The 12,689-nt window shown below is 72.6% G+C and carries 13 protein-coding genes; 3 read left to right on the plus strand and 10 right to left on the minus strand.

Annotated features, from left to right (window positions below; translation table 11 throughout):
* Positions 1-100: 100 nt before the first annotated feature.
* Positions 101-541, minus strand: a complete 441-nt coding sequence (locus tag ACIQAK_RS09645; protein WP_366388941.1) for an ATP-binding protein — start codon at positions 539-541, stop codon at positions 101-103.
* A 199-nt stretch (positions 542-740) separates the two neighbouring features.
* Positions 741-1,094: an STAS domain-containing protein gene (locus tag ACIQAK_RS09650; RefSeq protein ID WP_003967428.1), complete on the minus strand. Its 354-nt coding sequence runs from the start codon at positions 1,092-1,094 to the stop codon at positions 741-743.
* Between the two features lie 79 nt (positions 1,095-1,173).
* On the opposite strand from ACIQAK_RS09650, the gene ACIQAK_RS09655 reads away from it, so the two are divergent.
* Positions 1,174-3,693, plus strand: coding sequence for a DEAD/DEAH box helicase (locus ACIQAK_RS09655; protein ID WP_366388940.1), 2,520 nt, complete (start codon positions 1,174-1,176; stop codon positions 3,691-3,693).
* Here ACIQAK_RS09655 and ACIQAK_RS09660 read toward each other — a convergent pair.
* From ACIQAK_RS09660 to ssd, 7 genes are all read right to left on the minus strand, one after another.
* The gene (locus ACIQAK_RS09660; protein WP_401847872.1) at positions 3,605-4,090 is read right to left on the minus strand and encodes an Rv3654c family TadE-like protein; all 486 of its coding nucleotides are present in this window, start codon (positions 4,088-4,090) and stop codon (positions 3,605-3,607) included. The genes ACIQAK_RS09655 and ACIQAK_RS09660 overlap by 89 nt on opposite strands.
* A complete protein-coding gene (locus tag ACIQAK_RS09665; protein ID WP_401847874.1) occupies positions 4,087-4,431 on the minus strand; it encodes a TadE family type IV pilus minor pilin in 345 nt (114 codons plus the stop codon). The genes ACIQAK_RS09660 and ACIQAK_RS09665 overlap by 4 nt, the downstream gene beginning before the upstream one ends.
* A 43-nt stretch (positions 4,432-4,474) precedes the next feature.
* Positions 4,475-4,681 carry a DUF4244 domain-containing protein gene (locus ACIQAK_RS09670; protein ID WP_366388981.1) on the minus strand — a complete coding sequence of 69 codons (207 nt, stop codon included), beginning with the start codon at positions 4,679-4,681 and terminating at the stop codon, positions 4,475-4,477.
* 175 nt (positions 4,682-4,856) lie between these two features.
* The gene (locus ACIQAK_RS09675; RefSeq protein WP_366388938.1) at positions 4,857-5,729 is read right to left on the minus strand and encodes a type II secretion system F family protein; all 873 of its coding nucleotides are present in this window, start codon (positions 5,727-5,729) and stop codon (positions 4,857-4,859) included.
* Positions 5,726-6,640, minus strand: coding sequence for a type II secretion system F family protein (locus ACIQAK_RS09680; protein WP_366388937.1), 915 nt, complete (start codon positions 6,638-6,640; stop codon positions 5,726-5,728). The genes ACIQAK_RS09675 and ACIQAK_RS09680 overlap by 4 nt, the downstream gene beginning before the upstream one ends.
* Positions 6,637-7,785: a TadA family conjugal transfer-associated ATPase gene (locus tag ACIQAK_RS09685; RefSeq protein WP_366388936.1), complete on the minus strand. Its 1,149-nt coding sequence runs from the start codon at positions 7,783-7,785 to the stop codon at positions 6,637-6,639. The genes ACIQAK_RS09680 and ACIQAK_RS09685 overlap by 4 nt, the downstream gene beginning before the upstream one ends.
* Positions 7,782-8,921: a septum site-determining protein Ssd gene (gene ssd / locus ACIQAK_RS09690; RefSeq protein WP_366388935.1), complete on the minus strand. Its 1,140-nt coding sequence runs from the start codon at positions 8,919-8,921 to the stop codon at positions 7,782-7,784. The genes ACIQAK_RS09685 and ssd overlap by 4 nt, the downstream gene beginning before the upstream one ends.
* A 500-nt stretch (positions 8,922-9,421) precedes the next feature.
* On the opposite strand from ssd, the gene ACIQAK_RS09695 reads away from it, so the two are divergent.
* Positions 9,422-10,267, plus strand: a complete 846-nt coding sequence (locus tag ACIQAK_RS09695) for an HAD-IB family hydrolase (protein ID WP_366388934.1) — start codon at positions 9,422-9,424, stop codon at positions 10,265-10,267.
* A 462-nt stretch (positions 10,268-10,729) separates the two neighbouring features.
* Here ACIQAK_RS09695 and ACIQAK_RS09700 read toward each other — a convergent pair whose 3' ends face one another.
* Positions 10,730-11,554, minus strand: coding sequence for an oxidoreductase (locus ACIQAK_RS09700; protein WP_366388933.1), 825 nt, complete (start codon positions 11,552-11,554; stop codon positions 10,730-10,732).
* 102 nt (positions 11,555-11,656) lie between these two features.
* Between ACIQAK_RS09700 and ACIQAK_RS09705 the strand changes: the two genes are divergently transcribed.
* Positions 11,657-12,646 carry an ATP-binding protein gene (locus ACIQAK_RS09705; protein WP_366388932.1) on the plus strand — a complete coding sequence of 330 codons (990 nt, stop codon included), beginning with the start codon at positions 11,657-11,659 and terminating at the stop codon, positions 12,644-12,646.
* Positions 12,647-12,689: the final 43 nt, after the last annotated feature.

Consider the following 12,689-nt stretch of genomic DNA (forward strand, 5'->3'; position numbering starts at 1 on the left):
GGCACGGCACAGGCTTACGTGCCGTAGGACAGGCTCACGGCACAGGCTAAAGCTGAACGGAGGCCGGCGCGGGCCCAGGGGCCGCCCGGGGCGGCACGCCTCAGGGGCGTACCCCGGCAAGGGCCGCCGGCCAGCTCATGCGGATGACTCCGCCGTCCGCACCGGAACGGACCTCCACGTCGTCGACGAGGCCACTGATGACCGCGAGGCCCATCTCGTCCTCGCCGCCGTCGCTGTCGGGCTCGTCCGGGCCACCGGGCGCGCTGCTGCGCGCTCCGGGCGTGGCGGGGTCGGGGACACCGTCCCCCACCTCGATGGAGAACGCCTTCTCCTCCTCGGTCAGCACCACGCTGACCGGCGCGGTGATGCCGTGGCTGCGGTGCAGTCCCACGGCACGGCTGCACGCCTCGCCGACGGCGAGCCTGACCTCGTCGAGCACCGCCTCGTCGACGCCGGCCCGACGTGCCACGGCGGCCGCCACCAGGCGGGCCGTCCTGACATGTTCAGGCTGGGCACTGAAGCGGAGTTCAACGGTGGCCATGCCATCCCCCTGGAACGTTCGGGCGTACGCCTCAGAGGCCCCGGGCTCACAGCCCGGCACCCCTGCTCTCCTCCTCCGGAAACCGACAAGGCCGACAGCCGGCCCGAAGGCCGACCGCCTGCCCGCTGCGGCCCAGCTGCTGCCGCCGTCGGCCCGATCACTGCCTGACGACCGGCCCGGGGGCCGGCCGAAGCCGACCTCAGTCGGTGGCGGCGACCGCCTCGTCAACCGTGGTGTGAATCGGGAACACCTTGGTCAGACCCGTGATCCGGAAGATCTTGAGAATGCGCTCCTGGTTGCAGACCAGGCGCAACGAGCCCTCGTGAGCCCGGACACGCTTCAAGCCGCCCACGAGCACGCCGAGGCCGGTGGAGTCGAGGAAGTCGACACCTTCCATGTCGACAACCAGGTGGTAGCTGCCGTCATTCACCAACTCGACCAACTGCTCGCGCAGCTTGGGCGCGGTATACACATCAATCTCGCCACCGACCTCGACGACCGTACGGTCGCCACCAGGCCCGGACACATTGCGAGTCGACAGGGACAGGTCCACGGATCCTCCAGCACCTTGCTATCGAGCGGTCGCCCCTCGGTCTCCCCGACGGAGGCCAGGGGACGGATCGCCAGCCGCGATGGCATTCAATCACTTACCAGCAGCCATGCACGACGCCTTGGGACCATTGTCCGTCACGCCAGTGACACACTCGGTGCCGATGGCCAAGAATCACCGTCCCGGACGACCACCCGAGAGTGGGGACATGCGCCCCTCTCCCGCCATGATCCTCGACCGGCTCGCCACAGGGGCGGGCCGGGCCGCGCGCATCACTCATACGGAGCACCTGCCCCCGAGATCGGGAACCCATGCCATCTGGCCGGATCGCATCCGGCCAGAAGTGATCTCGGCGATCGGAAGAGCCGGAATCGACCATCCGTGGGCCCACCAGGCGGCCGCGGCCGAGCACGCGCTGGACGGCGAATCGGTCGTGATCGCCACCGGTACGGCCTCCGGCAAGTCGCTCGCCTACCTCACCCCGGTCCTCAGCACCCTGCTGGACGGCTCCGAGGCCCCCAACGGCCGCGGGGCGACCGCCCTGTACCTCGCCCCCACCAAGGCCCTCGCCGCCGACCAGCGGCGCTCGGTGAAGGCCCTGGCGGCTCCGCTGGGCTCCGCCGTCCGGCCCGCGGTCTACGACGGCGACACCCCGGTCGAGGAACGCGAATGGGTGCGTCAGTACGCGAACTACGTCCTGACCAACCCCGACATGCTGCACCGCGGGATCCTGCCGTCCCACCCCCGCTGGTCCTCCTTCCTGCGCGCACTGCGCTTCGTCGTGATCGACGAATGCCACACCTATCGGGGCGTCTTCGGCTCCCACGTCGCCCAGGTCCTGCGCCGACTGCGCCGCCTCTGCGCCCGCTACGGGGCCGACCCGGTCTTCCTCCTCGCCTCCGCCACCGCGGCGGACCCCTCCGTCGCCGCCGGGCGCCTCACCGGCCTGCCGGTCAAGGAGGTGTCCGACGACGCCTCCCCGCGCGGCGAGCTGGTCTTCGCCCTCTGGGAGCCCCCGCTGACCGACCTGCACGGCGAGAAGGGTGCCCCCGTACGCCGTACCGCGACGGCCGAGACCGCCGACCTGCTGACCGACCTGACCGTCCAGGGCGTCCGCTCGGTCGCCTTCGTACGCTCCCGCCGCGGCGCCGAGCTGATCTCGGTCATCGCCAAGGAACGCCTGGCGGAAGTGGACCGCTCCCTGCCGCAGCGGGTCGCCGCCTACCGCGGCGGCTACCTCCCGGAGGAACGCCGCGCCCTTGAGCGGGCCCTGCACTCCGGCGAACTCCTCGGGCTGGCGGCCACCACCGCCCTCGAACTCGGCATCGACGTCTCCGGCCTCGACGCGGTGGTCATCTGCGGCTACCCGGGCACCCGGGCCTCCCTCTGGCAGCAAGCAGGCCGCGCCGGCCGGTCGGGGCAGGGCGCCCTGGCCGTTCTGGTAGCCCGGGACGACCCACTGGACACCTACCTGGTGCACCACCCCGAGGCGCTGTTCCGGCAGCCCGTGGAGTCGACGGTGCTGGACCCGGACAACCCCTACGTCCTGGCCCCCCACCTGTGCGCCGCGGCCGCCGAGCTGCCTCTCACCGAGTCCGACATCGCGCTCTTCGGGCCGGCCGTACCTGAGCTGCTGCCCCAGCTGGAATCCGCGAAGCTGCTGCGCAGGCGGGCCTCGGGCTGGCACTGGACACGCCGCGAGCGGGCCGCCGACCTCACCGACATCCGGGGCGAGGGCGGCCGCCCCGTCCAGATCGTCGAGGAGGGCACCGGCCGCCTGCTGGGCACGGTCGACGCGTCCGCCGCCCACACCGCCGTCCACGAGGGCGCGGTCCACCTCCACCAGGGGCGCACCCACCTGGTCCGGAAACTCGACCTGGAGGACTCCGTCGCCCTGGTCGAACAGGCCGACCCCCCGTACTCGACCGTCGCCCGCGACACCACCGCCATCACCGTCCTGGAGACCGACACCGAGATCCCCTGGGGCCAGGGGCGGCTCTGTTACGGCTCCGTCGAGGTCACCAACCAGGTCGTCTCCTTCCTCCGCCGCAAACTGATCACCGGCGAGGTCCTGGGCGAGACCAAGCTCGACCTGCCTCCCCGCACCCTGCGCACCCGGGCCGTCTGGTGGACGGTCACCGAGGACCAGCTCGACGCCGCCCGGATCAATCCGGAGATCCTCGGCGGCGCCCTCCACGCGGCCGAACACGCCTCTATCGGTCTCCTCCCCCTCTTCGCCACCTGCGACCGCTGGGACATCGGCGGTGTCTCGATACCGTTGCACCCGGACACCCTGCTGCCGACGGTCTTCGTGTACGACGGCCACCCGGGCGGCGCCGGATTCGCCGAACGGGCCTTCCACACCGCCCGTACGTGGCTGACCGCGACCCGCGAAGCCATCGCCTCCTGCGAGTGCGAGGCGGGCTGTCCCTCGTGCATCCAGTCCCCCAAGTGCGGCAACGGCAACGAGCCCCTGCACAAACGCGGCGCCGTACGCCTCCTCACCGAACTCCTCAGGGCGGCGCCCCCGGAGCGGGGGGAGGCAGGGCGGGAAGGGAGCCAGGAGGTGGACCGGGAAGCGGAGGACCGGCCCGGGACCTGACGTCGGGTTCGTAGAGCCCGAAGCGCGACCTGGCGGTCACATCGGCGATCTCCCCCTGGACCCCGCAGCTGACGATCACGGCGCCCTGTGCCACCGCCACGCGCCGCGCCACCTCGCACGCGGAATCCACCCCTTCCAAGGCGCGACCGGCTGCCGCGAGGGCCGCCAGGTCGGCGGCACCGCCCGCCCGGTGGCGGGCGGCCACGGCCTGCCCCAGCGCGAGAACGAGGGCGAACACCCCACACAGGGCGACCACCGTGACAGCCACCAACACCGTCGCCACGCCCCGATCGCGATCCCTGCCCCCACCCCCGTCCGCCGGCCGCCCGACAATTGCTCCCAGGCGCCGGCCGACAACCGGCCCCGAACGCCCGCCCCGGATTGCCACTCCCGTCACGGCCCGGCACCTCCCTCCGCGTGCCCGACCGAGTCCTCCGCCAGGGCGGCCGCTTCGGCACGCAGCGTCAGCGCCAGCGCCGCCGGGCCCGGAGTCGGCGCCTCCACCGTGACGCGCCACAACTCCCCGGCCCTCCCCACAGCTACCCGGGCCCCGCGGGGCGCGGTGTCGCGCACGGCCGCCAGCACCGCCGCCTCCGGCTCCGAACGGGCCGCGGCCCGGGCCCCCGCCCGTGCCGCGTCCACACACCGGATCTGGGCCGAGGCCGCCACCAGCGCCCAGAGGAGCGCCATGGCGAAGGCCACCAGCACCGGGATGACCACGGCTGCCTCCGCCGTCACCGCTCCCCGATCCCGACATCCCCGGCGGTTTCCGGGCCCGGTCTCAGAACTTCGCATCGAGCGCGCCCTCGATCATGGACTGCAGCGCTGACATCACCGGCCCGCTGTTGACCACCTTGTAGAGCACCGCCGCGAAGGCGCACGCGGCGATGGTGCCCACCGCGTATTCGGAGGTGGTCATTCCGCGATCGGACCCCCTGCCGATCCTTGCCGCCCACCGTCCGAACCAGGTCGCCGACCGGCCCGGCATACACGCCGCCCGCCGTGCGCGGCGGAGTACGCCAGCCGCTCTATCCGTTCGTTCCGTCAGATCCGTTCGTTCCGTCAGATCCTCGAATTGCATGGTCATCTCGTCCCCCGATGGACATCGGTCGATATGGAGCAGGCGTCCGAAGGGAACGCCCGTGAGCGAGAGCCGAAGCGGCCTAACGCGTCGTCAGCAGCCCGCCGGCCAGGCCGATGATCACCGGCGCCACCCCGACCGCCAAGAAGGCGGGCAGGAAGCACAGGCCCACCGGTGCGGTGATCAGGACCCCGGCCCGCTGGGCCCGTGCCACCGCCGCATCGGCCCGCTCGGCACGCATCCCCTCGGCCAGCCTGGAAACCGGCTCCGCCGCCGGCGCCCCGGTCGATCCGGCCCGGTGCAGGCAGCGGGCCAGCGGACCGGCGCCCGGTATCTCTCCGAAACGCCCCCACGCCTCGGCCGGCTCCCCGCCCAGGCGGATCTCGGCGGCGGCTCGGGCGAGCCGGTCGCCCACCGGGCCGCCGATGGACTCGCCCACCGCCTCCGCCGCCTCGCGCGGGCCGGCCCCGACGGCGACACATGCCGCCAGCAGGTCGGCGGCCAAGGGGAGCTGCGCGGCGACGGCGGCCCGCTCCTCACGGGTCTCGCCCGGGCCGGGCCGGGGACGGGACCGCTGCCACCGCCACGTCCCGTACGCCGCGGCCGAACCGGCGGCACACCCCAACAAGCCACCGATCAGGATCCAACCGGTCAGCCAGGCCCCCGCCGGAGCACCCCACCGCATGACACCTGCGCGGCCTCCGGCGCCGGCACCGCTGTCCGCCCGGACCTCTCCGCCCGTCCGAGCGCCGCTGCTCGCCCGGGACCGTACGGCCACGGCCCGGGGCCGCCACCCGGCCCGTACCGCCGGGGCGACCTCCAGCAGCTGTGCGCCCCGGCCGCGCGCCAGCCGCCCCCGACGGGCCCCGGCTGCGGCGAGGGCCAGTTGCACCGCGGCACCCAACAGCGCCCCCACCATCCCCAGGCTGTGGAGAACTCCTCCCGTCGCGTTCATGGCGTCTCACCCCCGCGCACGATCCGGCAGGCCCAGAAGAGCCCTGCCGCCTCCAGGAACCCTCCGCCCGCCAGGCAGAACAGGCCACCCGGCGTGTGCAGCAGAACTCGCAGAGGGTCAGCTCCCAGCGCCGCGCCCAGCCCCAGGCCCGCCACCGGCAACAGCGCCAGGACCACGACGGTCGACCAGGCCCCCGCCAACTGGGCCCGCAACTCCTCCCGTCTACGCCGGTCGGTCCGTAACGCCGTCTCCAGGCGGTCCAGACCGGCCGCGAGACCGGCTCCGCCGTCCACCGCCACCCGCCAGCACGCGGCCATCCCGGACAGCCCTTCCAGCCCCGGCCCGTCCGCCGCCTGCCGCAACGCCGCCGGCACGTCACCCCCAAAGCGGGCGGCCGCCAGCACAGCGGACTCCGCGTCCCCCAGCCACGCACCACCACCCGGGCCGCCCCCGACCCGCGGCTCCCCGTCCGCCGCGCACTCCCGCAGCCCGGCCAGCAGGGCCTGGCCCGGCTCCTGACCGGCGCGCAGCTCCCCGACCACGGCCCCGCAGAGCGCCGCCACCGTATCCCCGGCCCGTTCCCGCTGCCGGCGCCGGGTACGGTCGCGCACCCACTTCCGTACCAAGGGCACCGCCACAGCTCCGGCGATCAGCGGCAGCACCGACGCACCGAGCACGGCAAGCAACACCGCCACCGGAACGCACCACCACTCGCGCCGCTCCACGGCCAGCTGCCGGGCCTTGAGCAGACGCGGCCACGCACGCCACGTCCGCCACGGCTCGACCGGCCCGTCCACGAACAGGACCCGCGCCCGTCGAGCCCCGGGGTCCCTCGTCGCGGCCAGCCACACCGCCGAACCCGCGCAGAGGGCCACCGCATGCACCGCGTAGTCCGCGGCTCCTCCCGTCACAGCGCACCCCCGATCAGCGACTCCAGCCGCTCCCAGCCCCGCTCCGGGACGAACCCGTCGGCGCCCCAGCTCAGAGCGGGCACCGTGAACACCAGACCGGCAGCGTCCCGCTCCAGGACGTGCACATCGGCGATCCGCCGCCGCCCGGCCCGGTCCCGCACGAGATGGACGACCACCGACAGCGCGGCCGCCAACTGGCTGTGCAGAGCGGTCCGGTCCAGGCCCGCCGCGGTCCCCAAGGCCTCCAGCCGGGCGGGCACGTGCTCGGCCGCGTTCGCGTGGACGGTGCCGCATCCTCCTTCGTGTCCGGTGTTCAAAGCGGCCAGCAGTTCCGTCACTTCGACGCCCCGGACCTCACCCACCACCAGCCGGTCGGGGCGCATCCGCAGTGCCTGGCGCACCAGGTCGCGCAGAGTCACACGGCCCGCGCCCTCCTGGTTGGCGGGGCGGGACTCCAGACGCACCACATGGGGGTGGTCGGGACGCAGTTCGGCGGAGTCCTCGGCGAGCACGATCCGTTCGTCCGCACCGACGGCGCCCAGCAGGCTGGCCAGAAGGGTCGTCTTGCCCGCGCCCGTGCCGCCACTGATCAGATAGGAGAGACGGGCCTCCACCATGGCCCGCAGAATCCGGTCGCCGCCCGGTGGCACCGTCCCGGCCGCCACCAGCTCCGCCAGGGAGAAGGCCCGGGGGCGCACCACCCGCAGGGAGAGGCAGGTCGAGCCGACGGAGACCGGCGGCAGCACGGCGTGCATCCGCGTCCCGTCCGGCAACCGTGCGTCCACCCACGGCCGGGCATCGTCCAGCCGCCTGCCCGCGACCGCGGCGAGCCGCTGGGCCAACCTCCGCACCGCCACGGCGTCGGGGAAGGTGACCCCCGTCAACTGGAGACCGCCGCCCCGGTCCACCCACACCCGGTCGGGCGCGGACACCAGCACGTCGGTCACCTCGGGATCCGCGAGCAGCGGCTCCAGTGCGCCGGTCCCGACCAGCTCGCCGCGCAGCTCGGCTGCGGCCCCGAGCACCTCCGCATCGCCCAGCAAACGCCCCTGAGCCCGAAGCGCGGCGGCCACTCCAGCAGGTGTGGGCGCGTCACCGCTGCGCGCCAATCGTTGACGCACGGCGTCGAGCAGCGCATCGGTCATGGCGTGCCTCCCCCGGCCGGAGCCGGGGCGGGGCCGGGCTCCCCCGCTGCCGACGCCACCTGCTCCCAGAACTCCGCGCAGAAGCGGGCCAGCGGGCTGCGGGCGTTGCCGCCGGGCGGCGTTCCGTCGTCCTGGGCGGCCAGGAGGCCGGGCTCCACGGGCAGTTCACCGACGAGCGGCAGCCCGATGGCCCGGGCGACCCAGCGCTCGTCCAGACCTGCCGCATACGGCCCGCGGGCCACCACGCGCAGGTCGTCCAGCACCATGCGGGCCGTCGACGCGACGCGCTTGGCCGCCGCGACCGCCCGCAGCTCGCCCGGCACCACGAGCAGACCGAGGTCGAGCTGGGCAAGGGCTTCCGCGACGCCCTCGTCCACCCGGCGCGGCAGGTCCACGACCACCACGCCGCCGAGCCTGCGTGCGGCCGCCAGGACCGCCTGCACGGCCTGTGGCGCGATGGCCACCTCGTCTTCGCGGCCCCAGCTCAGCACCCGCAGTCCGTGGAGCGCGGGCAGGGAGTCCTCCAGGGCCCCGCCACCGAGACGACCCTTCGAATGGGCGAAATCCGGCCACCGCATACCCTCGGCCCGTTCCCCGCCGAGCAGGACGTCGATGCCTCCGCCCAGGGGGTCCGCGTCGATCAGTATCGTCCGCCGGCCGGACCTCGCGGCGCTGACGGCGAGGGCGCAGGCCAGCGTCGACGCGCCGGAGCCGCCCCGTCCGCCGATCACACCGACGGTGAGTGCCGGCCGTCCGACGCCTTCGGCCGCGTTGGCGATCTGATCGACGAGCCAGCCCTCCGAATCCGGCAGCCGCAGCACGTATTCCGCGCCGATCTCGACCGCACGCCGCCAGACCTCCGGGTCGTCCTGGTCCCGACCGACCAGCATCACCCCCCGCCTGCGGGCGGCACCGCGGCACCGTGCGGCCGCGTCGTCGCCCACCAGGACCATCGGAGCCTGCTCCCAGCCGCCCCGCCGCCCGGGCGGCTCATGGTGAACCTCCGGCTCCGCCCCTGCCGCGGCACAGAGCCGCAGCAGATCATCGAGCAACTCCACGTCTTCCGTCACGATCAGCGGTCCGCCGCGTCGCCCTTCGGCGACCGCCGTCCCTTCTCGTGTGAGGGATCCAGCCACGATCTCCGCCCCCTTCTCGCTGCCCCTTCAGTGCGGTTCGCGGCGGTCTCGGAGCGTTCCGAGATGCGCGATTCCGGTACCCACGGACTTCGTGGGAGGAATCACCGTGCAGCACCACGGAAAATCTTGTGGATCTTGCTCGAAAACTGTGGACAACTTCGGCAATGTGAATATCTCCGTCACCCGAACCAGCGACTTCCGGAGCGCAGCCTCGCTGCTACAGACTGTGACGAGACGAGACGCGCGTCGACGCCTCGCACGAGCGGGCCGGCGGGGCCGGGAGGGAGGGGAGCGCTGGGCCCGAGAGGCAGAAATCCATCCGGACATGCGACGACCCCCGCCGGGGGGGAGAGCGGGGGTCGTCCCCACGGCCGACTCGGGGGGGGAGGAGCCGGACCGGGGTTAGCACGGTCGCGAACGATCCGTGACTTCCATGGTGTACCCGAGGGCCTTCTCAGGCAAACCCACGCACCGGATTTTACGCCGAATGGCGGCCCCCTATGCTCAGCGTTGTGGAAAACTGCTTCTCGCCGCGCACAGCAGCCTTCTTTGACCTGGACAAGACGGTCATTGCGAAGTCTTCGACGCTGACCTTCAGCAAGTCCTTCTACCAGGGCGGACTGATCAACCGCCGCGCCGTACTGCGCACCGCGTACACACAGTTCGTGTTCCTGGCCGGGGGCGCCGATCACGAGCAGATGGAGAAGATGCGTGCATACCTCTCCGCCCTCTGCAAGGGATGGAACGTCCAGCAGGTCAAGGAGATCGTCGCCGAGACCCTGCACGACCTGATCGACCCGATCATCTACGACGAGGCGGCCACCCTCATCGAGGAACACCACACAGCGGGCCGCGACGTGGTCATCGTCTCGACATCCGGCGCGGAGGTCGTCGAACCGATCGGCGAGCTGTTGGGCGCCGACCGTGTCGTCGCCACGCGCATGGTCGTCGGCGACGACGGCTGCTTCACAGGAGAGATCGAGTACTACGCCTACGGGCCGACCAAAGCCGAGGCGGTGAGGGCGCTCGCCGCCTCCGAGGGGTACGACCTTTCGCGCTGCTACGCCTACAGCGACTCGGCCACCGACGTACCGATGCTGGAAGCGGTCGGCCACCCGCACGCGGTCAACCCCGACCGTGCGCTGCGCCGCGAAGCGACCCTTCGCGAGTGGCCGATTCTCGTCTTCAACCGCCCGGTCCGGCTGAAGCAGCGACTGCCCGCCTTCGCGATGCCGCCCCGTCCGGCGATCGTGGCCGCCGCAGCGGTCGGCGCCGCGGCCGTCACCGCGGGACTCGTCTGGTACGCCAGCCGCCGCCGTACGGCCGGCGCGGCACTGCCCGGCTGAGCGGACACCCGGCCGTCAGCCTGGAACGCTCCGCCGCTTGGAACCTTGCGCCGCTTGGAACCCTGCGCCGCCGGGAACAGACAGTCGGGCGCCGGAAAGACGCCCGATTCGCCCTTGATTGAACCTAAAAGTAAAGAAGTGGGGCCAGGGCTTTCCCTTACCCCGGTCCTGGAGTACAAAGGACTCAACGGCCCGCGAGACCAAGGACATCCGCGAGGATGACCTGTAACGCTGTGACGGCCCCACGGACCGAGCGCGAATGCCGAGCACCCACGCGACGTCGACCCGTCGATTACGGGCCAGCCGCACCAGGTGACGGGCAAAGTACCCGACCTGATGGGCAATTTACGAGGACGCTTGGTAACTGGGCGGACGTGCCAGCGGCGGTACCGCACTTCGGTACCGCCGCACCCCTTTTCCCTTGCCGGCGCCTGAAGCTCAAGGCCCCCGCCCGAACGCCGCCTACGCCGCGCCGCGCTGCAGGGCTTCGCAGACCGCCGTCGACTCGCGCACTCCCAGCTCGACCGAGCGTCCGCAGTGGGCGATCCAGGCGGCCATGCCTTCCGGAGTTCCGGTCGTATAGCCCTCGGACGCCGCGACGTACGCGGCCCGGCCCTGCTCCGCATGGCCCACCTCGGCGGGGCAGATGGACTTCGGGTCCAGTCCACTGCCGATCAGCACGATGCGCTCGGCGGTCCGCGCCACCAGGCCGTTGTGCGAGCCGAAGGGGCGCAGCGCCAGCAGTTCGCCGTGCACCGCCGCGGCTGTCACCAGGGCAGGGGCCGCGCTGCCGGCGATGATCAGCCGGGACAGCCCCTCCAGCCGTCCGGCCACCTCGTCGGCGCCGGGGAGCGGCGCTTCGATCAGTGGTTCGTCCACGGACTCACCGGCCAGTCGCGGGCGCCCGACCGCGTCGTCGGGCGCGGCCCCGCCGGCCGCCACCAGGTGCAGTCGGGCCAGCACGCGCAGCGGCGACTGCCGCCAGATGGAGAGCAGTTGGCCGGCCTCGGCGGTGAGCCGCAGCGCGGCTCCGACCGTGCGCGCTTCGTCCTCACCGCTGAAGTCGGTGCGTCGGCGCACCTCCTCCAGGTTCCAGTCGGCCCCGGCGAGCGCCGCCGATCCGCGGGAGCCCCGCAGCGCGGCTTCGGCCGTGACCTCGTTGCTGCGGCGGCGCATGACGCGGTGACCGTAGACCCGGTCGACGGCCTTGCGTACGGAGTCCACGGCTTCGGGCACTCCGGGCAGAGCGCCGAGCGCGGCGAGCGGGTCTGAGGCAGTCGTACTCATAAGTAGCGAGGCTACGCGCCCCCCATAGCGGGACTGGCCTCACGTGGCCATCTTCACGAACATCGACAGCACAGCGCCATCGACCCGCTACCCTAGGTGAACATGAAGATCGCTTTCGTCGGGAAGGGCGGCAGCGGAAAGACCACGCTGTCCTCGCTCTTCATCCGCCACCTCGCCGCCAATGAAGCCCACGTCATCGCCGTCGACGCCGACATCAACCAGCATCTGGGGGCCGCCCTCGGCCTCGACGAGACGGAGGCCGCCGCGCTGCCCGCCATGGGTGCACACCTCCCCCTCATCAAGGACTACCTGCGCGGCACCAACCCCCGTATCGCCTCCGCCGAGACGATGATCAAGACGACTCCGCCCGGCGAGGGCTCACGGCTGCTGCGGGTCCGCGAGGACAACCCGATCTTCGAGGCCTGCGCGCGTGCGGTCCGGCTCGACGACGGGGACATCCGGCTGATGGCCACCGGCCCGTTCACGGAGTCCGATCTCGGGGTGGCCTGCTACCACTCCAAGGTCGGGGCCGTCGAGCTCTGCCTCAACCACCTGGTCGACGGCCCGGACGAGTACGTCGTGGTGGACATGACGGCAGGGTCGGACTCGTTCGCCTCGGGGATGTTCACACGCTTCGACATGACCTTCCTCGTCGCGGAGCCGACCCGCAAGGGGGTGTCGGTGTACCGCCAGTACAAGGAGTACGCACGGGATTTCGGCGTCGCGCTGAAGGTCGTCGGCAACAAGGTGCAGGGCCCGGACGACCTGGCCTTCCTGCGCGCGGAGGTCGGGGACGACCTGCTGGTGGGGGTGGGTCACTCCGACTGGGTGCGGTCCATGGAGAAGGGGCGGCCATCCCGGTTCGAGCTGCTGGAGGCGGACAACCGGATGGCCCTGCAGGCCCTCCAGGACGCCGCCGAGGACTCGTACGAGCTGCGCGACTGGGAGCGCTACACCCGGCAGATGGTGCACTTCCACCTGAAGAACGCGGAGAGCTGGGGTAACGAGAAGACGGGCGCCGACCTGGCCGCCCAGGTCGACCCCGCCTTCGTGCTCGGTGAGGGGCGCGCGGCCGTCCCCGCACCCGCCTGACTCGAAGACCCATCCGCCCGGTCGCCCCGGCACCTGTGGGCCG

It is taken from the genome of Streptomyces sp. NPDC088706 (assembly GCF_044752765.1).
In the GTDB taxonomy this organism is placed as follows: Bacteria; Actinomycetota; Actinomycetes; order Streptomycetales; family Streptomycetaceae; genus Streptomyces.